The 22411-nt window shown below is 60.9% G+C and carries 17 protein-coding genes, 1 tRNA gene, 1 pseudogene and 1 riboswitch; of the genes and pseudogenes, 9 read left to right on the top strand and 10 right to left on the bottom strand.

The window, feature by feature from the left end; translation table 11 throughout:
- Nucleotides 1–18: 18 nt before the first annotated feature.
- From JOE65_RS05030 to JOE65_RS05010, 5 genes are all read left to right on the top strand, one after another.
- Nucleotides 19–648 (top strand): TetR family transcriptional regulator, encoded by a 630-nt coding sequence (locus tag JOE65_RS05030; RefSeq protein WP_205162195.1) that lies wholly within the window; start codon nucleotides 19–21, stop codon nucleotides 646–648.
- Nucleotides 645–2270, top strand: a complete 1626-nt coding sequence (locus tag JOE65_RS05025; RefSeq protein WP_205162194.1) for an MDR family MFS transporter — start codon at nucleotides 645–647, stop codon at nucleotides 2268–2270. Before JOE65_RS05030 ends, JOE65_RS05025 begins: the two co-directional genes overlap by 4 nt.
- A 77-nt stretch (nucleotides 2271–2347) precedes the next feature.
- Nucleotides 2348–3529, top strand: a complete 1182-nt coding sequence (locus JOE65_RS05020; protein WP_205162193.1) for a type III polyketide synthase — start codon at nucleotides 2348–2350, stop codon at nucleotides 3527–3529.
- A 5-nt stretch (nucleotides 3530–3534) separates the two neighbouring features.
- The gene (locus JOE65_RS05015) at nucleotides 3535–4236 is read left to right on the top strand and encodes a class I SAM-dependent methyltransferase (RefSeq protein ID WP_205162192.1); all 702 of its coding nucleotides are present in this window, start codon (nucleotides 3535–3537) and stop codon (nucleotides 4234–4236) included.
- Nucleotides 4226–5407, top strand: coding sequence for an FAD-dependent oxidoreductase (locus JOE65_RS05010; RefSeq protein ID WP_205162191.1), 1182 nt, complete (start codon nucleotides 4226–4228; stop codon nucleotides 5405–5407). The genes JOE65_RS05015 and JOE65_RS05010 overlap by 11 nt, the downstream gene beginning before the upstream one ends.
- Nucleotides 5408–5505: 98 nt before the next feature.
- Here JOE65_RS05010 and JOE65_RS05005 read toward each other — a convergent pair.
- The 5 genes and pseudogenes from JOE65_RS05005 to JOE65_RS04985 form a co-directional block, all read right to left on the bottom strand.
- Nucleotides 5506–6973: pseudogene (locus tag JOE65_RS05005) on the bottom strand (FAD-binding dehydrogenase).
- Nucleotides 6974–7063: 90 nt separating this feature from the next.
- Nucleotides 7064–8752 carry a thiamine pyrophosphate-binding protein gene (locus tag JOE65_RS05000; RefSeq protein WP_205162190.1) on the bottom strand — a complete coding sequence of 563 codons (1689 nt, stop codon included), beginning with the start codon at nucleotides 8750–8752 and terminating at the stop codon, nucleotides 7064–7066.
- Nucleotides 8753–9742 (bottom strand): agmatinase, encoded by a 990-nt coding sequence (gene speB / locus JOE65_RS04995; RefSeq protein ID WP_205162189.1) that lies wholly within the window; start codon nucleotides 9740–9742, stop codon nucleotides 8753–8755.
- Nucleotides 9743–9867: 125 nt separating this feature from the next.
- A complete protein-coding gene (locus JOE65_RS04990) occupies nucleotides 9868–10446 on the bottom strand; it encodes a helix-turn-helix domain-containing protein (RefSeq protein WP_205162188.1) in 579 nt (192 codons plus the stop codon).
- Between the two features lie 101 nt (nucleotides 10447–10547).
- Nucleotides 10548–10663: riboswitch (SAM riboswitch) on the top strand.
- A 329-nt stretch (nucleotides 10664–10992) separates the two neighbouring features.
- Entirely contained in the window at nucleotides 10993–12207 is a 1215-nt protein-coding gene (locus JOE65_RS04985) for an AI-2E family transporter (protein ID WP_420827487.1), read from the bottom strand.
- A 101-nt stretch (nucleotides 12208–12308) separates the two neighbouring features.
- Between JOE65_RS04985 and JOE65_RS04980 the strand changes: the two genes are divergently transcribed.
- Nucleotides 12309–13415: a VIT1/CCC1 transporter family protein gene (locus JOE65_RS04980; protein ID WP_205164025.1), complete on the top strand. Its 1107-nt coding sequence runs from the start codon at nucleotides 12309–12311 to the stop codon at nucleotides 13413–13415.
- A 79-nt stretch (nucleotides 13416–13494) separates the two neighbouring features.
- Here the strand turns inward: JOE65_RS04980 and sucD are convergent, their stop codons facing one another.
- From sucD to JOE65_RS04955, 5 genes are all read right to left on the bottom strand, one after another.
- Nucleotides 13495–14397 (bottom strand): succinate--CoA ligase subunit alpha, encoded by a 903-nt coding sequence (sucD, locus tag JOE65_RS04975; protein WP_205162187.1) that lies wholly within the window; start codon nucleotides 14395–14397, stop codon nucleotides 13495–13497.
- Nucleotides 14398–14415: 18 nt separating this feature from the next.
- The gene (sucC, locus tag JOE65_RS04970; protein ID WP_205162186.1) at nucleotides 14416–15576 is read right to left on the bottom strand and encodes an ADP-forming succinate--CoA ligase subunit beta; all 1161 of its coding nucleotides are present in this window, start codon (nucleotides 15574–15576) and stop codon (nucleotides 14416–14418) included.
- A 138-nt stretch (nucleotides 15577–15714) separates the two neighbouring features.
- Nucleotides 15715–16251, bottom strand: coding sequence for a hypothetical protein (locus JOE65_RS04965; RefSeq protein ID WP_205162185.1), 537 nt, complete (start codon nucleotides 16249–16251; stop codon nucleotides 15715–15717).
- Between the two features lie 198 nt (nucleotides 16252–16449).
- On the bottom strand, nucleotides 16450–18891 hold the full coding sequence (pcrA, locus tag JOE65_RS04960) for a DNA helicase PcrA (RefSeq protein ID WP_205162184.1): 2442 nt from the start codon (nucleotides 18889–18891) through the stop codon (nucleotides 16450–16452).
- A 128-nt stretch (nucleotides 18892–19019) separates the two neighbouring features.
- Entirely contained in the window at nucleotides 19020–20588 is a 1569-nt protein-coding gene (locus tag JOE65_RS04955) for an alanine/glycine:cation symporter family protein (protein ID WP_205162183.1), read from the bottom strand.
- A 159-nt stretch (nucleotides 20589–20747) separates the two neighbouring features.
- Here JOE65_RS04955 and JOE65_RS04950 point away from each other — a divergent pair, with 159 nt between their 5' ends.
- The 3 genes from JOE65_RS04950 to JOE65_RS04940 all read left to right on the top strand — a co-directional run bounded on the left by JOE65_RS04950 (nucleotide 20748) and on the right by JOE65_RS04940 (nucleotide 22396).
- Nucleotides 20748–21419 (top strand): hypothetical protein, encoded by a 672-nt coding sequence (locus JOE65_RS04950; RefSeq protein WP_205162182.1) that lies wholly within the window; start codon nucleotides 20748–20750, stop codon nucleotides 21417–21419.
- Nucleotides 21420–21440: 21 nt separating this feature from the next.
- Nucleotides 21441–21517, top strand: a tRNA-Arg gene (locus JOE65_RS04945).
- Nucleotides 21518–21634: 117 nt separating this feature from the next.
- Nucleotides 21635–22396 carry a methyltransferase domain-containing protein gene (locus JOE65_RS04940; protein ID WP_205162181.1) on the top strand — a complete coding sequence of 254 codons (762 nt, stop codon included), beginning with the start codon at nucleotides 21635–21637 and terminating at the stop codon, nucleotides 22394–22396.
- Nucleotides 22397–22411 lie beyond the last annotated feature (15 nt).

Below are 22411 nucleotides of genomic sequence, written 5' to 3'. Positions count from 1 at the left end.
GAGTGCGAGAATAGTTGTGTGAGCGAACTACTTTCCACCTCTCTCAGAGACCGCAAGCGAACCGAAACCTGGTCCGCCATCCATAATGCCGCAACGGAGCTGACCCTTGTCAAAGGGCCAACCCACGTGACAGTTGAGGACATCACCAGCCAGGCCAACGTTTCGCAGAGAACATTCTTCAACTACTTTGCCACCAAGGAAGATGCGATCCTGGGCCTGCAGGAGCCTGTCATTGACGAGCACGTTCGTGATGAGTTCGATCTCTCCTGCAACGTCCTCGAACGAGTGTCACACCTGCTGCTGACGGTCGGCCAGAGCACCTTCGCGGGTGACAGGGAAACGAGCCTACGGTTCGAAGTTCTTGAAAAGTATCCCGAACTCATGCACCGCAGGATTGCCTATATCGCCAAGGTGGACACCCTGGTGATGGACCTCGTCCGCGCCCGATTGGAACTTTCGGAGCAATGGCTTTCAGATTTCCCCGATGCGCCGCCGGATGAGTCCGCCCGCTTGATCGTCCTCATGGCCAGCGCCACCATGCGCTTCGCCATGCAGAGTGCTAAGCCCACCAAGAGCCGCGAGGCGCAGTTTGTCGCCCTCGACGACGCCACAACACTTCTGCGCACGATCCTAAGGAAGGTCCAATGACCCGGACTGAAGCCACCGCGGCCCCAACACCGGCGGAAACATCCGCGAAACCAGGAATTATCCTGCTCTTCGTGGGCCTCATGCTGTCCATGCTGCTGGCTTCGCTGAGCCAGACCGTTCTGAGCACCGCCCTGCCCACTATCGTTGGAGAGCTCGACGGCGTTGACCAGATGCTCTGGGTGATGACCGCCTTTATCCTCGCCTCCACGATCATGATGCCCATCTACGGCAAACTGGGCGACCTCATCGGCCGCAAGCCACTGCTCATCGCAGCCATTTCGCTTTTCATGGCGGGATCCGTTGTGGGTGGTCTCTCTGAGTCCATGTCCGTCCTCATCACTGGCCGTGTCATCCAGGGGCTGGGCGGCGGTGGGCTAATCATCCTGTCGCAGGCAATCATTGCCGACGTCGTTCCGGCCAGGGAGCGTGGCAAGTACATGGGGATCATGGGTGGCGTTTTTGCTCTGTCCTCTGTTGCTGGGCCGCTGCTGGGCGGTTGGTTCACGGAGAGCATCGGCTGGCGCTGGACCTTCTGGATCAACCTGCCGCTGGGTGTCCTTGCACTCGTGGCCGCTGTGTTCCTGCTGCATCTGCCCAAGGGCCACACCAGACGCCCAAAGGTCGATTATCTCGGCATGGCAGTCCTTGCGATCTCGACGACGGCACTGGTTCTGGCCTCCTCCTGGGGCGGCCACCGTTACGACTGGGCGTCACTGGAGATCCTCGGTCTGCTGGCCCTGGCGCTGGTGGGCGCTGTAACTTTTGTTGTCGTCGAGCGCCGCGCTACCGAGCCGGTCATCCCCATGCACCTTTTCAAGGAGCGTAATTTCAACCTGACCACTGGTGCAGGGCTACTTATTGGTGTCGCGATGTTCGGTGTCCTCGGCTACTTGCCCACCTACATCCAGATGGTGACTGGAGTTTCAGCCACCCACGCAGGCCTACTGATGGTGCCCATGATGGGTTCAATCTTGATTGCCTCCGTCACCTCCGGGTTTCTGATTAGCAAATATGGTCGGTACAAGTGGATGCCTATCGCCGGCACACTGATTGTCGGCGTCGCAATGGCACTTCTGTCCACGCTGCAGATCGATACGCCACTAGTGACCATGTGCTTCTTCATCGGTCTTCTCGGCCTCGGCCTCGGCCTGTCGATGCAGGTTCTGGTACTGATCGTGCAGAACACTTTCCCCAATTCGCAGGTCGGTACCGCGACGGCGTCCAACAACTACTTCCGGCAGATCGGCGCATCCCTCGGATCCGCCGTCGTCGGTAGCCTGTTCACCGGCCGGTTACTGCAGCTGCTATCTGAAAAACTGCCTGCGGATGCCGCTTCCGCCACCGGCGGGGCCACGAGCCTGACACCAGGCGTGGTGGATAAGCTGCCGGACGCACTACGGAACCCGATCATCGAGTCCTATAACGAGGCCCTGACGCCGATCTTCCTGTTCATGGTGCCACTGGCCCTGGTCGCCGCCGTGCTGCTGGCCCTGGTCAAGGAAGTACCTTTGGCCACCACCATTGAGCGTGACATCGCCGCGGACTCACTGTCCGAAGGTGATTCGAGAGTCGCAACCAGCGACGTCATCGAAGATGAGGCCCGGAACGTTCGTACGAAGTGACTAGAACACGATGTCAGCGAGCTGCTCATCAACCTGCTGACATTGTGTTCTCCCCCGGCGTCCACTAAGAATGGACTATGACGGCAACACTGAGATCACTCGAGACAGCAGTTCCTTCCACCGTGCTGATCCAGCCGCAAGTCCGTGACGTGTTCGCCGAACAGCCCGGACTGACCAGACTGGGACAGCGGCTGGTCCGCACCTCGTTCGACCAATCCGGAATCGAAACACGCTACAGCGCCGTTGAGGAACTCTCCCTCACCAGCACAGCCGAGAACCCGCGGTTCTTCAACCCCGTGGACAGAACGATCCTCAGCCCCAGCACCCGGGTCCGCAACGAGATCTTTGCCGAACAGGCCACTCCCCTGTTCATCGAAGCGGCCCGCAAAGCCCTCGACGCGTGCGAAGGCATTGAGGCCACCGACATCACCCACGTCATCACGGTCAGCTGCACCGGCTTCTTCAACCCCGGACCCGACTACAAAATTGTCCGTGGCCTTGACTTGAATCCCAACGTGCAGCGTTCACACCTCGGTTTCATGGGCTGCTACGCCGCTTTCCCTGCCCTGCGCACCGCCAAAGCATTCAGCGAAGCGGATCCCGACGCCGTCGTCCTGGTGGTCAGTGCTGAACTGTGTTCGCTGCACGTACGGACCGCGAATGATCCGGACACCATAGTTGGCTCGTCACTGTTCGCCGATGGAGCGGCGGCCGCCATTGTTACCTCCCGCGACATCCCGTCAACCAAACCGACGATCCGGCTAGACCACTTCGAGACAACGCTGACGCCCGTCGGTGAGGAATCGATGGCGTGGAACATCGGCGACGAAGGGTTCGAAATGGTGCTGGGAACCTACGTCCCGCACATCATCGACGAGAACATCATCGGAGCACTCGAGCCTCTGCTCGCCCATGATCCGTCCGTGAACGGCAAACCGTACAGTGACATCACCCATTGGGGCATTCACCCCGGTGGGCGCAGCATCCTGGACAAGATCGAGGCGAAACTCGGTCTCACCGAAGACCAGCTTCGCCCAGCCCGCGAGACGCTGCGGAACTACGGAAATATGTCCTCAGCAACCGTCATGTTCGTCCTCAAAAAAATCATGGAGCTCGATGCCGGTCAAGAGAGCGAACGCATCTGCTCCATGGCCTTCGGGCCCGGACTGACCGTGGAAACGGGCCTGTTCACCAAGGTCAGCCCCACCGCCGCATCAGAAAGCGACGCAACGCAGGCTCTCAGCGACGCCAGCGTCTGAGCAGCATGGACTACCCACTCCGGTTTCGGGCTACGGGCGCTGTCGAAGAAATGGACCGGGCCAACGCCGATCCCACCATGCTGACCCGCACCTATGATCAATTTCCGCTCATCAACTCTGTGGTGTCCGGCTGGCGGTCAGTCTATCGGGAGCGAATCCGGCCGCACCTGAGCCCGACGTCGGCTTCCACACTGCTCGACGTCGGTTGCGGCGGCGGGGACCTCGCCCGGGCCCTCGCACACTGGGCGCAGAGGGACGGCCTGTCCCTGGCTATCACCGGAATCGACCCGGACAGCCGCGCCTACGACTACGCCGTTTCGAGGCCCGCACCACCCGGGGTAACGTTTCGCGCGGCCTTTAGTTCGGAACTCGTATCCGAGGGGCAGCAGTATGACTTCGTCATTTCCAACCACATCCTGCATCACCTCTCAGCAGCCGAGCTCCAGGGCCTGCTCAGCGATTCGGAGGCGCTCACCACCAAGACCGCCATCCACAGCGACATAGTGCGCAGCCCCATCGCCTACGCCCTTTTCTCCGTGGGAACACTGCCATTCTTCCCCGGCTCCTTCATCCGCCGTGATGGCCTCACCTCCATCCGCCGCAGCTACAAGCCCGCTGAACTGGCCGCCGTCGTACCCACGCCCTGGACCGTTGAGCCGCGAGCGCCGTGGGTCAACCTGCTGTGTCTGGACCGGCATGAGCCCTGAGCAGCGAACGACGACGGACGTCGTGATTGCTGGCGGCGGTCCGGTGGGGATTTTCCTTGGAATTCTGTTGCTTCAGGCCGGTGTCAGCGTTCGGGTTCTGGAGCGTCGGTCGCAGCGAAGCGGACATTCGCGCGCGATCGGCATTCACCCACCGGCGCTGCAGGTACTTGCATCCGCTGGCGTGGTGGACCAACTCGTAGGGGAAGGAACCGCAATCCGCCGCGGTGAGGCGCGCAGCCGGGGCCGACTCGTCGCCACACTGCCCTTCGAGGACGTCTCTCCCATCTACCCTTTCGTCCTGGCTCTGCAGCAGTGCCGGACCGATGACATTCTGGAACGTCGGCTGTTGGAACTGGACCCGGATGCCCTGGTGCGCGGTGTCCAGGTGTTCAGCATGGATGACGACGGCGATGGTGTGGTGGTACGCGCCGTTCCCGAATCAGGAGAGGGCAGCCCCCGCGAGTTCAGAGCGCGGATCGGGGTTGCCTCAGACGGCGCGAAGTCAGTCCTGCGTGATCGAATGGACGTGGGCGTGCGTCGAACCAAGTACCCGGACACGTACCTGATGGGCGACTTCGCCGACGCACCAGAATCGAACGAGGATCGCAACGCCGTCCTCTACCTGGAACCAGACGGCATTGTTGAGTCCTTCCCGTTGCCCGGCGGAATCCGCCGCTGGGTGATGCGAACACGTTCCCTTGACCGGGAACCGACGGCCACCTCTCTGGCGAAGGAAATTCGGCGCCGCACCGGCGTCGTCCTCGATCCCACCTCCAATACGATGCTCAGTGCCTTCGAGGTTCGCTCCCAGCTGGTCACAACAATGATCCACGGCAGGACGGTGCTGCTCGGCGATGCGGCCCATGAGATCAGCCCGATCGGCGGCCAGGGAATGAACCTCGGATGGTTGGATGCAGCCGACCTTGCACCGCTGATCACGGCCTCACTGCGCGCTGCTCTATCCGGCCCGGCGCGCGGACGGGCTCTCGCCTCTTTTGACAGCCGACGACGGCGCGCTGCCGTGGTTGCGTCCCGTCAGGCTCACCTCAACATGATGTTGGGACGTCCGCTGCCAGCACGCGTTCTGGCCGCCAGAAACCGGATCATGGCAGCCGCGATCGGCGCCGGACCCGTTGGACTGATTGTGGCGCGGCGCTTCACGATGCACTAGCGCGGAGCACTCACCGCCCGAGGTCACCCCTAGTCGCCCTAGATCCTCCTGTGCGGGGTGATTTCGAAGGCTAGGGGGTGACCTCGCGCTGGTATTTCTCAGCCGACCGCAGCCGCCGCGGCCCGACCCGCCGCCCGCCCGCTGAAGAGGCACCCGTCGAGGAACGTCCCCTCAAGCGACCGGTAGCCATGCATTCCGCCGCCGCCGAACCCGGACGCCTCCCCCGCGGCGAAAAGTCCTGGAATCGGCGCGCCACCCTCGGCCAGCACGCGTCCGGCAAGATCCGTTTCGAGGCCGCCGAGCGTCTTCCGCGTGATGACGTGCAGTCTGACGGCGATCAGCGGGCCTGCCTTCGGATCGAGTAGTTGGTGTGGCGCAACCGAGCGCATCAACTTGTCCCCCAGGAAACCGCGTGCGCTCCGGATCGCCGCGATCTGCGCGTCTTTGCCGAAAGTGTTGACCACGTCCCTGTCTCTGGCGTGGACCACTGCCGAGATGTGCCCGATGTCGAGCAACGGCCCCTGGGGTTCCAGCGCATTCATGCGGCTGACTAGTTCTTCCAGGGTGGTGGCCTGAACGAAGTCCTCGCCGCGGTCGATGAACGCCTGGACCGGCGCCGTCGGACCTGGACGCACTCTACCCAGAACCTCCTTGACGGACCGCCCCGTGAGATCTGGATTCTGCTCCGATCCAGAGAGCGCGAACTCTTTCTCGATGATTCGGGCATTGAGGATGAACCAGCTGTGATCGTGGCCTGTTTTTCTGAGGTATTCCAATGACCCGAGCGTATCGAACCCGGGGAAAAGAGGCGCAGGCAGCCTCTTGCCCGTTGCGTCAAGCCAGAGCGAGGACGGTCCCGGCAGGATCCGGATCCCGTGGTTCTTCCAGATGGGGGAGTGGTTCTTGACGCCCTCAACGTAGTGCCACATCCGGTCGGGATTGATGACACGGCCGCCTGCCCGTTGTGTCAGCTGAATCCCGGATCCGTCCACGTGCTCGGGCACACCTGCGATCATGTGCTTCGGCGGATTTCCAAGACGCTTCGGCCACGCCTCGCGCACGATATCGGAGTTACCGCCGATTCCACCCGAGGTCATGACGACGGCCCCGGCACGGAATTCGAAGTCTCCCACAGCTTCCCGGCTGGTAGCCTCCCCGCGGCTGGCCGTCGTCGGCTGCAGGACAGTGCCGCGTACGCCCGTGACCACGCCGTCCTCTAGGATGAGGCTCTGGACACGGTGTCGCAGGGCCAGAGTGACTCGTCCCTGGGCAACGGCTTCCTGAACGTCCCGTTCGAAAGGCTCGACGATACCGGGGCCTGTGCCCCGCGGTACCGAGCCAGTCCTGCCACGCCAGCTCTGCGGAGTCTTTGACCCCCAAACGGCGCTGCTCAGGGGTGTTCACGAGGAAAAGACCACCGAAGGACCACCAGGCCTGACCGCCGAGCTGATTCTCTTGATCCACGAGAATAACCCGGCGCCCCGCTGACGCCAGTTCAGCCGTGGCAACAAGCCCTGCGAGCCCGGCGCCAACAACAATTACGTCCGTCTGCTGCTGTTCAGTCATGGTCAGACCCTAATGGAGGAACAGCGCTGCTGATAGCCTTCACTCGTCCCAAAACGGCCGGAATGACTCATTTGGTGGGAGAGGTGGGAGCTACATGTGGGTCGGTTCAAACATCCTCAGGAGCGTTTCGACGACGACGACGTTGGGCCCGTCTCCAGCGAAGCTTTCCTCGAGTGCACCCTGGATGTCCTCGGGAGCGACCCGCCGCGCCGGAACACCGAAGGCTTCGGCCAGCTTGACGAAGTCCGGCCGTGCAAGCTCTGTTGCTGTTGCCTTACCGAAGGCGCCGACCATGTATTCGCGCAGGATTCCGTAACCGCCGTCGTCAACAATGAGCCAGGTAACCGGTAGATTATGCTGCTTTGCCGTGGCCAGTTCAGCGATCGAGTACATCGCGGAACCGTCACCGGCAACGGCCAGGACGCGTTCACCGGCACCGACGGCCCCGCCGATAGCGCCCGGGAATCCATAGCCCAGCCCACCGGCACCCTGGGCGGAGTGGAATTCTCCGGTCCGGGAATCCCAGCAGCTCCATGCCCAGTAGGCGGAGATCGTCATATCCCAGAACGTCTGCATGCGCTCTGGCACTGCTGCGCGGATGTCTGCCATGAACTTTCGTTCCTTGGAGAGACCCTGTGAGTCTAGACGAGATTCCACTTTGGCGAGTGTTTCGGTGACAACCTCTTCCGGGGTACGCCCGTGCCAGTCGGCAAGTCCCGGAGTCCCCAGGGCGTCGTCGAGGGCACTGAGCGCCTGGCCGGCGTCGGCGCGGATCCCGAGTGCAGGGCGGTTGGATTCCAGGACGCGCGGTTCGGCGTCGATCTGGATGATCCGGCCACGTGGTTCGAGCGTGAAGTAGTTGGACGTCACCTCACCGAGGGAGGATCCGATAACGACGAGGACATCTGCGTCCTCGAGTACCTCGGTCACGTAGCGATCCTCAGCCCATGACTGCAGGGACAGGGGATGCTTCCAGGGAAACGCCCCGTTGCCTCCGGGTGAGCACAGCACCGGCGCCCGCAGCTTCTCGGCGATGGAGAGCAGTTGTTTCTCGGCATGGCCTCTGCGGGTTCCACCGCCGGCGATGATTGCCGGCCGCTTTGCTTCAGAGAGCCAGGCAACAGCTTCGCGGGTGAGTTCCACACGCGGTGGGTTATCGAAGGGCTCGGCGAGGGCGTCTTCGACCTGTGGCACCATGGTGACATCGAGCAACACGTCCTGTGGTACTTCCACCCAGACAGGTCCCTGCGGGGAGGAAATCGCTTCAGTCCAGGCGTCCTGAATGGCTGAGGGAATGCCGGAAGCGTACTGGACCAACCGCTGACTCTTGGTCACGTTCGCCGCCGATGCCTTCTGATCATCGAGTTGGTGCAGCATGCCCTTACGGCGGGCTCCCAGCCCTTCGAGCGGGATCTGGCTTGCCACGACAACTACCGGTACACCAGTTGCATAGGCTTCCTGCAGGCCAGCGAGCGACGTCAACGCGCCGGGGCCAGTGGAAAGAAACAGAACGCCGACCTCGCCGGTAGCGCGGGAGTATCCATCCGCAGCAAACGCCGAGTTGTTTTCCACGCGGGAGGATACAAATTCGAGGCTGGAGCGCGAGAGCGCGTCGAAAAGGCCGAGTGCATGCTGGCCCGGAATGCCGAAGACCGTTCGCGCGCCGAGGGCGGCAAGTGTTTCGACGACGAGGTCTCCGCCGTTTCGCTGACCTGATGTCGCTTCCGCATTTCCTACGGGCTCAGCCGGAGCCACGGTGCCGCTGTCAATAGTGTCCATCTACTTTTTCCCGTCGCTGGTGTCGGTGGCCTTATCGGCCAGGAGTGTCACGAGATCGTACGCCACGTGCGAGGCGGCGATACCTGTAATTTCCGCGTGGTCATAGGCAGGAGCAACTTCGACGACGTCGGCCCCCACCAGGTTCATGCCGCGCATCCCGCGGATGATTTCCAACAGTTCACGGCTCGTCATTCCGCCGGCTTCCGGTGTTCCGGTTCCGGGCGCATGGGCCGGATCCAGGACATCGATGTCTACGGAGATGTAAAGGGGACGATTACCGATCCGATCGCGCAGTTTGGCGATGACTTCGTCCACGCCCTGCCTGAAGACATCCGAGGAGGTGACGATTCCGAAGCCGAACCGACGGTCGTCCTCCAAGTCCTTCTTGCCGTAGAGCGGTCCGCGGGTGCCAACGTGGGAGATTGCTTCGGTGTCCAGGATTCCTTCTTCGACCGCGCGTCGGAAGGGTGTTCCGTGCGTGTATTCCGCTCCGAAGTAGGTGTCCCACGTATCAAGGTGTGCGTCGAAGTGAAGCATGGCCACGGGTTGTCCAGCGCGCTCAGTTGCAGCGCGCAGCAACGGCAAGGCAATGGTGTGATCGCCGCCGAGGGTGACGAGCGAGGTCCCCTTCGCCGTGAGGTCCAGCGCGTTCTGCTGAACCTCTTCGATCGCTTCATTGATGTTGAAGGGATTCACGGCCATGTCGCCGGCGTCGGCCACCTGGACATTCGCGAACGGTGACACATCCTGTGCCGGGTTATAGGGGCGCAGGAGGCGGGAGGATTCGCGGACGTGGTTCGCGCCGAAACGGGCTCCAGGACGGTAGGAAACACCGGTGTCAAAGGGCACACCGACGACGGCGATATCCGCATGTTCTACCTGATCCAGGCGTGGAAGGCGGGCGAACGTGGCTGCACCGGCGTATCGCGGGATCCGCGAGGAGTCGATTGGTCCCACGTTGCCGTTCTCGGTGACGCGTATTTCTTCCATCGGAATGAACTCCGTTCCGGGCCTTGGAGCCCACGGCGTCGAACGCCGGATTGTTTTCTGATAAGCATCAACAGTTGCCTCGAGGCTATTTTACGTGCCTGTGGCGGTCATGTCTTTCGAGACGGCTATCCTTGGCCGGAAGGGTGTACAAGGGTCCACAGAACAACAGCCTCCTCATCCCACGGATTGGACCACGAATGCGGTTCACGGCCAGGGAACGTGACGGTGTCTCCCGCCTCCAACTCGTAATTTTCATTGGCAAGAATCAGCGTCAGCCGTCCTGACGCCACGTGGAGGACCTCAACGTCGCAGTCCACCGTATATAGCTCCGACTCCCCGCGCCCGTGCGGTTCAACGACGGCCCGTATCACTTGCAGTCGTCTCTCTGAATGGGCCGTGACCAGCCTTTCGTCGATTCCGGTTCCACCCAGACTGACGTGAGGCGCTTCGGCCCAGCGTGTGTGATGTGTTTCCGGAACGGCAAACAGGTCGCCAATGGAAATGGAGAGCACCTGGCACAGTGTTACCAGCGAAGCGACCGACGGCGAGGTCAGGTTCCGCTCAACGCGGGAGAGAAATCCCTTGGTCAGGCCGGTGGCCTCGGCGACCTGACCGATAGTCATCCGATGCGCCTGACGCGCGGCACGGATGTGCGGCCCGATGGCGATGGGCGCGTTGCTCGTCTCCACGGGGAGGGCCTTCATCAATTCCCCTTTCCGGCACTTCGACTGACTGTTTTCCGAGCATACCCGCGACGGCCCCGGGCCTGTGCACTCGGAATCGGATGACGGTAGGGTAAAGGAAGCTTCAAGAGATGCGGCGCCAAGCTCCGACTGGCCGCGCACCAACCCCATGCTTACGGGTGGTTCGGATGAGGAAGCGGCCTGCACTTCAATTCACTGGTGCGGGCAAGAGCAATCGGAAGGCCCGCGACATGTTCGCTCCCACCCTGACCAGTTCGACGACGGCCCCTGCAGGCGCCCGGTTACCTGCCCCATCCACACACTCTGTTCCGGTGCTGCCTGTTGTGGACCTGAGCCGCGGCACGGTCAGCTTCACAGCGGGAGGCAATTGGCAAAGTTGGTTGGTAGCAGATCCTGAGCATCTTGCCCACACCCTGAGCTGTGCTGTGCGACCCACCGTCTGGATTCATGATCGGGCCGAGTTAGTTGTCACCGTAGCTGCGTCTGGCTCCTATGCTGGCCGTCCTACACGCTTTTCCTGCAGTCAGCCTGAACAGAAAGAGGGCGTTAGCTCTGGTGCACCTCGGCTTCGGCGAATTTCGCCGCTGCCTTGATGCCTCCGTCGCTGCTGTCGTCAGAGTCCGTGAACTTTTTCGTCTTGCCGCGGACTTCCGGTGTGCCCTCATCTTCGCCAGTCCACACCTTGATCACGGCCCAAGCGACGGCGGTGATCGGCACCGCCAGGATGGCGCCGATAATTCCGGCCAGGATGGTTCCCGCGGTCAGTGCTAGCAGAATAACCAATGCATGAATACTCAGTGACTTACCCATGACCACGGGCTGAAGAAGGTTTCCCTCCAACTGGTTCACAACGATAGCCACGATGATGACCATCAGCGCCACGAACGGTCCGTTGGCCACGAGCGCCACCAGTGCTGCGAGCACGCTGGCCACCGTCGCGCCGACGATGGGGATGAAAGCACTGACAAAAACGATGACCGCCAACGGCAACGCTAGCGGTACCCCAAGGAAGAAGAGGGCACCACCGATGAAGACGGCGTCCACAAGAGCAATCAGGGCTGTTCCACGAACGTAACCACCGAGGACTTCCATGGTTCGATAGCCTGCTACCCGCGCTTTGTCCTGCTGCGCGCCCTTGAACAGGCGGAGGAAGAAGCCCCAGATCTTCTCGCCGTCTTTCAAAAAGAAAAACAGCACCACTGCCATGAGTAGAAACCCTGTGATGATGCTGGTGGCCACGGACAGTCCGGCCAGGGCGGTGTTCCCCACCGTGCTGCTGGTCAAGAAGTCGACAGCCGCGTTCTTGGCGTCTTCAATCGCCGTGCTGTCAAGGGGTATGGGGCCGTTCTGAGCGAATGCCACGAGCTGGTCGAAGCCCTCGACCGCTTGAGAGACAAGAGTGTCCATTTCGCTCCGGATGGCAACGACAATGCCAGCGACTACGCCACCGAATACTGCCAACAGCAGGAGGAACGACGTTCCGGTTGCCAGCGCGCTGGGCCATCCCTTGCTATGCAGCCACTGCACCACTGGTCCGATGGCGGCTGCGAGGATCAGGGCAAGCAGCAGTGGGATGACCACGAGTTTGACTTGTAGCAGCCCGTAGATCGAGATGACCGCGACGGAGAGGATCAGGAGGATCTGGGCAGAGCGCAGACCCGCCTTGCCCAGGCTGTCGCCCCACATGGAGCTCGTGCTTCTGCCCTCTGCGGGGGACTTTTCCAGGACGGGTTCGCCGATGCGAATTTCATCTTTACTCACTTGTCTGACTCTAGCGGTTCGGTTCCACAAAATTCAGAGGGACCCGGCCGGTTGGTAGAATTGATCATCCTCGTCAAACTCAGGAGTTATCTGTGCCACCCATGCCAGCCCTCGATCACGAGCGCCGGGATCCAACACCAGCCGAGATCAGCCGTTGGCGCCGTTATCTTGCTGATGAAAAGGCTGAGGCCGCCCTCTACCGGGACCTCGCGCAGCGCCGTCAGGGCGAGGAGCGAGACATTCTTCTAGCGCTGGCGGACGCGGAAGGACGCCACGAAGACCATTGGCGTCAGTTGTTGGGTGAGCACGGGCCGGGACGACACCGGCCCTCACAGCGCCGGGTCGTGCTGCGGTTCCTAGCCCGTCATTTCGGTTTTGTTTTTGTCCTCGCTCTGGCCCAGCGGGCGGAGAGTGACTCTCCGTACACCAAGGACGCGGATGCCACGGCCGGTATGGCTGCAGATGAGAAAATTCACGAGGAGGTAGTCCGTGCACTGGCAACGCGGGGGCGCAACCGCTTGTCCGGTAACTTTCGAGCGGCGGTGTTCGGCGCCAACGACGGCCTGGTGAGTAACCTCGCGCTGGTCATGGGTATCGGCGCGACAGGTGCCTCGAGCGCCTTCATCCTTTTCAGCGGCTTCGCTGGGCTCTTGGCCGGAGCGCTGTCGATGGCCGCCGGTGAGTACGTGTCGGTCGGTTCACAACGCGAGCTGCTTAGCGCATCGAAGCCCACGCAGATCACCCTGTCCGCCGCGAAGTCACTGGACATCGAGGCGAATGAGCTGGTGTTGGTTTACCGGGCACGTGGGATGTCGCTTGAGAATGCTGAGCACAGAGCTGCCGAACGCATGGGGGTCCACAACTGCGACTGCGACCCCAGCCTGTCGCTCCGTCCAGATCAGTTGGACGAGGGCGATGACCACGAGGCAGTGGGCACCGGGATAGGAGCAGCTGCGGCGAGCTTCTGCTTCTTCGCTTCCGGCGCCATCATTCCCGTCTTACCCTATATTTTCGGTATGTCTGGCCTGGCTGCGGTTACCGTCTCATGCGTTCTGGTCGGTCTGGCACTCTTGGGCACTGGTGGGGTTGTAGGGCTTCTCTCGGGCGCATCCCCGATGAAGCGCGGATTGCGCCAGCTCGCTATTGGGCTCGGCGCAGCGGCAGCAACTTATCTTCTGGGCTTACTCTTTGGCGGCGTCATTGCTTGATCCCCGCCTTTAGTTCCCAGGAACAACCGTGCCCGCGGAGTCATTGGACTCAGCGGGCACAGTGCATGCAACAGCGAATTTAGAGGGTTGCGTAGATGTCCCGCAGCAGCTGCGCTGTCTCGGACGGCGTCTTGCCAACCTTCACACCGGCAGCTTCGAGAGCTTCCTTCTTGGCCTGGGCCGTTCCAGCAGAGCCCGAAACGATGGCACCTGCGTGGCCCATGGTTTTGCCCTCCGGAGCGGTGAACCCGGCAACGTAGCCAACAACAGGCTTGGTGACGTTGGCCTTGATGAACTCGGCGGCACGCTCTTCGGCGTCGCCGCCAATTTCACCGATCATCACAATTGCCTTGGTCTCCGGGTCAGCTTCAAAAGCTTCCAGGGCGTCGATGTGAGTGGTCCCGATGACCGGGTCACCACCAATACCGATGGCCGTGGAGAATCCGAGATCGCGCAGTTCGTACATCATCTGGTAGGTCAAGGTGCCGGACTTGGAAACCAGACCGACGCCGCCTTTGCCAGTGATGTTGTTGGGCGTGATGCCAACGAGTGCTTCGCCGGGGGTAATGATGCCGGGGCAGTTTGGACCGATAATACGACTAACCTGCTTGCCGTTGGCGTCCTTCTTGGACTGGGCGTGGGCCCAGAACTCAGCGGAATCCTGGACGGGTACGCCCTCGGTGATGACCACGATAAGGCCGATACCTGCGTCGATGGCCTCCATGACCGCGTCCTTGGTGAAGGCTGGCGGCACAAAAACGATTGAGACATCCGCGGACGTCTTTTCGATGGCCTCGCTGACCGTACCGAAAACCGGCAGCGTCACGTCACCGTGGGTCACTTCGGTTCCGGCCTTGCGGGCGTTAACGCCACCAACAACTTGGGTGCCGGCCTTGAGCATCAGCGCAGTGTGCTTGGTGCCTTCGCCCCCGGTGATGCCCTGGACAATCACCTTGGAGTCTTTGTTGAGATAGATAGACATTCTCGAAACCTTTACTTTCTACGCGGCCAGCTCGGCAGCCTTGTTGGCGCCTTCGTCCATGGTGGTGGCAAGAGTTACCAACGGGTGATTTGCTGCAGCAAGGATCCGACGGCCTTCCTCCACGTTGTTGCCGTCGAGGCGGACAACCAGGGGCTTGTCGGCTTCGTCGCCCAAGATTTCAAGCGCCTTGACGATTCCCGTTGCCACAGCGTCGCATGCGGTGATGCCGCCGAAGACGTTGACGAAGACGGACTTGACCTGGTCGTCGTTCAGGATGACGTCCAGACCTGCCGACATGACCTCAGCCGAGGCTCCACCGCCGATGTCCAGGAAGTTGGCTGGCTTCACGCCCCCGTGTGCTTCACCGGCATAGGCGACGACGTCGAGCGTGGACATGACCAGACCGGCACCGTTTCCGATGACACCAACCTCGCCGTCGAGCTTCACGTAGTTCAGGCCTGCAGCCTTTGCCTTCGCTTCGAGCGGGTCCGTGGCGTCCTTGTCCTCAAGGGCCGCGTGGCCTTCCTGACGGAACTCAGCATTCTCATCCAGGGATACCTTGCCGTCGAGGGCAAGGATTTCACCGGATCCGGTCTTGACGAGCGGGTTGACCTCAACGAGCGTGGCGTCTTCCTTGGTGAAGACATCCCACAGCTTCAGAATTGCCTTGGCGACGTCGTCGCGCAGCTCCTCGGCGAAACCGGCTTCTGCAACGATTTCATCGGCCTTGGCCCGGTCAATCCCCACAGCGGGGTCAATGGCTACCTTGGCCAACGCGTCCGGACGTTCGACAGCGAGCACTTCGATTTCCACGCCGCCTTCAACAGAGCACATGGCGAGGTAATTACGATTTGCCCGGTCCAGCAGCACGGAGAAGTAGTACTCCTCAGCGATGTCTGCGCCCTGGGCGATCATGATGGTGTTGACGGTATGGCCTTTGATATCCATTCCGAGGATGTTTGACGCGTGCTCAAAGGCCTCATCAGGTGTCTTTGCGACCTTCACACCGCCAGCTTTACCGCGGCCTCCGACCTTCACCTGGGCCTTGACGACAACTACGCCGCCAATCTTTTCGGCTGCTGCTTTTGCTTCTTCGGGTGTGTGCGCCACGATGCCGGCAAGCACGGGTACTCCGTGCGCCTCGAACAAATCGCGCGCCTGATATTCAAACAGGTCCACGGGCTTGCGTCCTTCTACGTCGAAGTAGGTTTACTTACCGAACATTAGTCCCTTGGCGTCTGGGGCCGTCCCCAGACTACCGCTTTAGTGATGAAGCACACACCACCCACTTCTTCTATCGGTTGTAGAAATGACACTTTATTTGGTAGGCGCTTTGCCAAAGATTATGTACTCGTCCCCGGAAACGTGAAAACCGAGTCCGCTGTCGAGCTCCATGCAGATCATGCCCGCACCGTTATCACCGCAACGGTACCCGCCAGCTTCCACGGCATTCCCTTGACGCAGGAGCGGCAGGGAAGCCACGGGCCCATCAGAGGGTGTTGCGCCAGGACCGAATTCTGATTCCATCACCGTCACTCCTACCCGGCAGCCTCCGTACGTAGCATCCTTGGCGGTCAGCATCATGGTTCCGCCCTTGAAACCCAGGTTCGTCCCGTTGCAGTCATCGGCAATTTCCGCGGGCTCGGGATAGGTTGCGAACTCACAGTAGACCGCCGCGACCTCAAGTTTGGTGTCGTCCTTTTCCCCTGAACCCATCAGTGGATCAACGGGGTTCTGCAACACCCCGCCCTGTTTGGGCCCGATGACGCAGTAGGCATTACGGTCCATGGAGAGGAACGCCAGCGGGAGTGCATCCTGATCCGCGGATAGTGATTCGTAATCAACCTCTTTCATGGAAAGAAGTTGCTCCTTGGGTGACTGCTCAGGGCTCTGGCTGGTGGGTGAGGCATTTCCCGTTGGCACTTGGACACACCCGGTGAGCATAGCCAGCAGCAGGCACGCCAACACGAGAATGGGCCTGATTCGATCCGCGTGCATGCGCGCCCTGGCCTTCAACGTTCTCCCCCAAGCTTTCGCCGCGAACCGGCTAAGTCACTGATCAACTTTGACCAACGGCGCATACCGTAGCAGCAGCCGCTTGTCTCCGATGTCGAACTTGACCTTCGCCACCGTCTTGTCCCCAGAACCTTCAAGACCGATGACAGTTCCATTTCCGAAGGACGTGTGGTTCACCTTGTCGCCAACGCTGACGGAGATGACCTCCTTCTGCGGTTGAACACGCCCGACGGCGGAGCGGCGCGGACTTGTATCCGGGGCTGCCCCACCTGACCCTGTGCCCCAGTGAGAGCCTCCATATCGGCTCGTGGTGGTACCGCCGCCCCACGATGGTTTTTCAGTACCTTCACGCTTCCAATCGATGAGCGCTTCGGGCACTTCGGAGAGGAACTGGCTTGCAGGGTTGTACTGGCTCTGGCCCCACATGCTCCGGACTTCCGAGCGCGTCAGGTACAGGCGTTGCCGCGCACGGGTCAAGCCCACGTACGCCAATCTGCGCTCCTCCGCGAGCTCTTTGGGATCCGTGGCGGATCGTTGGTGCGGGAAGATGCCCTGTTCCAGACCAGTCAGGAAGACAACAGGAAATTCGAGGCCCTTAGCGGTATGCAGAGTCATCAGGGTGACAACCCCCTGCCTTCTGGATTCCTCAACGGCCGCAGCAATCTCCTCTGATGACCCTTCGGGCATATCCGGGATCTGGTCTGCATCAGCGACGAGAGCCACCTGCTCCAGGAAGTCTCCCAGCGTTCCGTCCTGATTATCACGCACGTATTCACGGATGACGGCCACGAGCTCGGCGAGGTTCTCCACCCGGGACTCATCCTGGGGATCCGCGCTTCGCCGCAGTTGTTCGAGGTAACCGGTTTGCTCCAGAACGGCTTCCAGCGCTGCAGCGGCACCCGATCCATCTGCAACCTCTGCGAGGTCGTCAATCAGCTTCACGAAGCCGTTGACCGCATTCAGTGAGCGGGTTGCCAGACCGGGGGCTTCGTCGGCCCTGCGGAGCGCGTCCATGAAGCTGATGCGCTCCCGTTCCGCCAGCGCGGCCACGGCTCCCTCCGCGCGGTCGCCGATGCCGCGCTTGGGCTCATTGAGGATGCGCCGCAGGTTCACAACGTCATCCTTGTTCACCAGCACGCGCAGGTACGCAAGCGCATCCTTGATTTCCTTGCGCTCGTAGAACCGGGTACCGCCCACCACCTTGTATGGCAGGCCCACCCGCATAAGAATTTCCTCGATGGTCCGCGACTGTGCATTGGTGCGGTAGAAAATAGCGACGTCGCCGGGCCGAAGGTTTGCATCATCTTGCAAGCGGTCGATCTCGTCAGCAATGAAGCGGGCTTCTTCGTGCTCATTCTCGCCAACGTAGCCGACGATCTTTTCCCCGTTGCCCTCTGCGGTCCACAAATGCTTGTCGGGGCGGTCCGGGTTGCGCGAAATGACCGCGTTGGCAGCAATGAGAATGGTCTGCGTGGACCTGTAGTTCTGTTCCAGCAGGATGGTGCGAGCCCTTGGGTAGTCCTTCTCGAACTCCACGATGTTGCGGACATCGGCACCACGAAATGCGTAGATACTCTGGTCAGAATCGCCCACGACAGTCAGCTCCGCCTCAGGATCCCCACTCTCCGCGACAGCACCGGTAAGTGCGCGGACCAGCGCATACTGGGCATGGTTGGTGTCCTGATATTCATCCACCAGCACATGGCGGAACCGGCGTCGATAATAGTCCGCCACTCCCGGGAACGCACGGAACATGAAGACGGTCTGTGCAATCAGGTCATCGAAGTCCATGGCGTTGGCCTGACGCATGCGCTGCGTGTACCCGGAGTAGACCTGAGCGACCGCCTGCTCAATCGGATCCGAATGGTTAGCCGTAGAAGCAAATGATTCGTCGTCGATCAGCTCATTCTTCAGGGCGGAGATTTTGTGCTGGATCATCTTTGGTGCAAAGCGCTTGGGATCCAGGTCCAGTCCCTTGGCAACGAGCGTGATGAGCCGCAACGTGTCCGCGGAGTCATAGATCGAGAAATTAGAGCGCATCCCCACGTTCTGTGCTTCCCGCCGCAGGATCCGCACACACGATGAGTGGAAGGTGGAAATCCACATGCGCTTCGCTGCATCACCAACCAGCGCCTCAATCCGCTCGCGCATTTCCGCCGCGGCCTTATTGGTGAACGTGATAGCAAGGATCTGCCCGGGATGAGCACGCCGGGTAGCCAACAGGTAGGCAATCCGGTGACTGAGCACACGGGTTTTGCCGGATCCTGCGCCAGCAACAATCAGCAGGGGTGAGCCGCTGTGCTGCACGGCGGCCTCCTGTTGCGGATTCAGCCCCGCCAGCAACTCCTCAGGCAGCAGCGTAGTCGGGACGTCATTAACGGGGCCCACGCCGGCACTGCCTGCGTCAGTCTCACGTTCCTGCAGGGCGGAGCGGCGGGTAGCGGGGGCGGATTCATAGGGGTCAAACAGCATATCCATGGTGGTTTCCAGTGTAGGGCGTGGCACTGACATCCACGCCCGAAGGCCCCATCGCTTAAAGCGGAAGCCCGCCTGGACCATGGTCCCGGCGGGCTTCCTTCCCGATGCGATGTAATGAAGCGATGGAACTAACGGTTGGTTTCGGCGAGCTCTGACTCTTCCTCGCCGAGGTCGTATAGCTTTCCGCTCTTGCGGTCTGCCAGGTACTCCTTCATTTCCTTCTTGATGACCGGCAGCAGCATGTACACACCGAGCAGGTTCACGAATGCACAGACAAACAGTGCGGCGTCTGCGAACGTGAGAACCTGACCGAAGGTCAGCACACAACCTGCAACGGTGAAGAACAGGAAGACGCACTTGTAAATGATCTCGGAGACCTTGCTCTCGCCGAACAGGTAGCCCCAGGCTTTGAGGCCGTAATAGGACCAGGTGATCAGTGTGGAGAAGGCAAAGAGCGCAACCGCGATGGCCAAGACGATCGGGAACCACGGAATAACCGTTTCAAACGCATCCGAAGTGAGCGTCACGCCGTCGGGAGTCGCCCCGCCAGCCTGAACCTGAGCCATTCCTTCGCCGAAGCTGGGAGCTCCTGCGATGATGATGGTCAATGCCGTCATGGTACAGATCAACACGGTGTCCACCAGCGGTTCGAACAACGCCACGAAGCCCTCCGACACCGGGCGGCGCGTCTTGACGGTGGAGTGGGCAATCGGAGCCGAACCAAGACCGGCCTCATTGGAGAACGCGGCCCGCTGGAACCCAACGATCATGACGCCGATGACACCACCGGCCATACCTTCGGGGCTGAATGCGCCGTTGATAATGGAGGCGAATGCATCCGGAACGTTGCTGAGGTTGGTCAGGATGACCACAAGACAGGCGAGCACGTAAACGATGGCCATGGAGGGCACCAGCTTTGAGGTGGTAGCGCCGATGGACTTCATCCCACCGAGAATTACTGCCGCAACGAGTGCGGCCAGAACGATACCGAAAATGAACGCGGCGCCGACGCTTCCGAGGAAGCCGTCCTCGCCGCCCGTGACGTTCTGAATCTGTGCAAACGTCTGGTTGGCCTGGAACATATTGCCGCCGGCAACGCCGAAGAACAAAATGGCTGCAGCGAAGATCCCGGTCAAAATTTTTGCGGGCCACTTACCGAACTTGCTGAACGCTACGGGCAGGTACTTGAACGGGCCACCTGTGACAGTTCCGTCTGCGTGGATCTCACGGTATTTCACACCGAGGGTGCATTCCGCGAATTTGGTACACATGCCGAGGAGACCGGCGAGGATCATCCAGAACGTTGCCCCCGGGCCGCCGAGGGCCATGGATGCACCGACACCGGCAATGTTGCCGAGACCGACTGTTCCGGACAGCGCTGAAGTCAGCGCCTGAAAATGGGGTACCTCTCCGGGGTCGGAGGGTTTTGAGAACTTTCCGCGGACAACGTCCAGGGCGACCCCGAGGCCACGGAACTGGATGAAACCGAAGTAGATGGTAAAGATGACGGCAGCTGCGATGAGCCAGGCCACCACGAACGGGAACGAGATCTCCCCAATGGTGATGGGGAAAAAGACTATTGTCGAGAATACTTCCGTGATCGGTTTGAAGACGGCGTCGATGCCGTCTTCAAGAGCGGATAGCCAACCAACTTGGTCGGCCGGATTGGCCAGGGGTGCGAGTGATCCTAAGGACATACTTAACAAGAAACAGACATTTGCTACACAATCGCAAGCCCGCCATGTGATTCACGGCACAACTTAATCAAACCGAGACCTAAATTGGTCGTTTGTGGTTGTGCCTGCTATAACGATCAATTGCAACCAACGCGTTCGCATCAGCCATACTGGAAACCTATGGGAAAGACACCAGCACAGCGCGCCGCCAAACATGGCAGTGCGGAGCGACCCAGCCGTCCGGCACCCGGGCTCCAGTCTCGGCTCTACCCAGGCACCGCTCCGTCGTCATACTCCCCCTCGGAGGGCCAGCGCAACGGGAACCTCGTGTTGATAGCCGGCGTCGTAGCTGTCCTCTTTCTGTTCTGGTACTTCCACCTGCTGACGCTCAACCAAATGACGCAACTCAGTGGCGGCCTCGCCATGCCGGACTCACTGATCGGCGGCTATGACCCCGCCTATATCGAGTCACTTCGCAACGCCATGAACGAAGACGCACGCGGTCAGCTCAACTATCTGCACAAGACCGCGGGGTTGCTCTTCCCACTGTTCTTTGCGGTCGTATGGTTGCTGCTCATCGGCAGCAATACGATCAAACGTGGGTTGCGTCGGCTCCTGTGGCTTCCGCCAATCCTCTTTGCCGTCATCGACATCTGGGAGAACTTCGCCATCGATGCACTTCTGGGCGCCACCGCTCCAGACGACGGCGCCATCGCCCTGGCCAGCACGTTGACCGTAGCGCGCTGGATCTTGCTGGGCCTCAGCGTACTGGCTGCCTTGCTCGCACTGATTCTGTCGCGTCGCAGCCACCACGGCAGGGACACTGTTGTCCCAGCTGAGCCAGCCAGATAGTAGGATAGGTGCGGATATTCCGCCCTCGTAGCTCAGTAGGATAGAGCGGCCCTCTCCTAAAGGGCAGGTCATCGGTTCGATTCCGGTCGGGGGCACCACGGTGGGCACTTCTACCCATCCACATCGCACCCCTGGCGCCGATTTTCGATCCTAGATGAGCTGCGGGGTCGGTTTCCTGGTTGCGCTCGACGCTGGTCGCCCGAAAGGATGATTGGATGGTTGATCAACAGCAGCTCTGGGATGTAGAAGCCGCGCAGAACTACGACACTCCTGGCGAGGCGATGTTCTCGGATGGAGTTCTAGGCCCCACGGTGGAAGTCCTGGCTGAGCTCGCGGAGGGCGGTCCAGCGGTGGAGTTCGCCATCGGCACCGGCCGTGTTGCCATTCCTCTCTCGGAGACGGGGATCGAAGTGAGCGGCATCGAGCTCTCCCATGCAATGATCGCTCAGCTGCGTCTAAAGGTCGACGAGGGCAGCATTCCCGTCACACAGGGCGACATGACCACAGAGGTAGTTGGCAAGAACTTCACGCTTGCCTTTCTGGTGTTCAACACCATCGCGAACCTCCTGACACAGCATGACCAAGTCGAGTGCTTCCGCAACGCTGCGCGGCATCTGCAGACGGGTGGGCGCTTCGTCATCGAGTTATGGGTACCACAGCTGCGGTCGCTACCACGGGGCCACGGTGGAAGTGTCGAGGTGAGTAACCCCGGGTATCTCCTCGTCGACACCTATGACACGCTTCGCCAGCAGGTGATCTCCCATCACGTGAGGTTCGGTCCGGACCTGGCAGACGGGCGGGAGGCGCGGATCAGTCGTACACCGCACCGCTATATCTGGCCCAGTGAGCTCGATCTTATGGCACGGCTTGCCGGCTTCGAACTGGAAACCCGATGGGCAGACTTGGACCGCAGCGCATTCACTGCGGAGTCCCGAAGCCACGTCTCGATATACCGGCTCGATACCCGCTGTGCGTAAGGATGCGGCAAGACC

The organism is Arthrobacter roseus, from assembly GCF_016907875.1.
Classification (GTDB): Bacteria; Actinomycetota; Actinomycetes; order Actinomycetales; family Micrococcaceae; genus Arthrobacter_J; species Arthrobacter_J roseus.
Note: the sequence above shows the minus strand (reverse complement) of the source record. Positions and strands in the feature narration are given on the sequence as shown.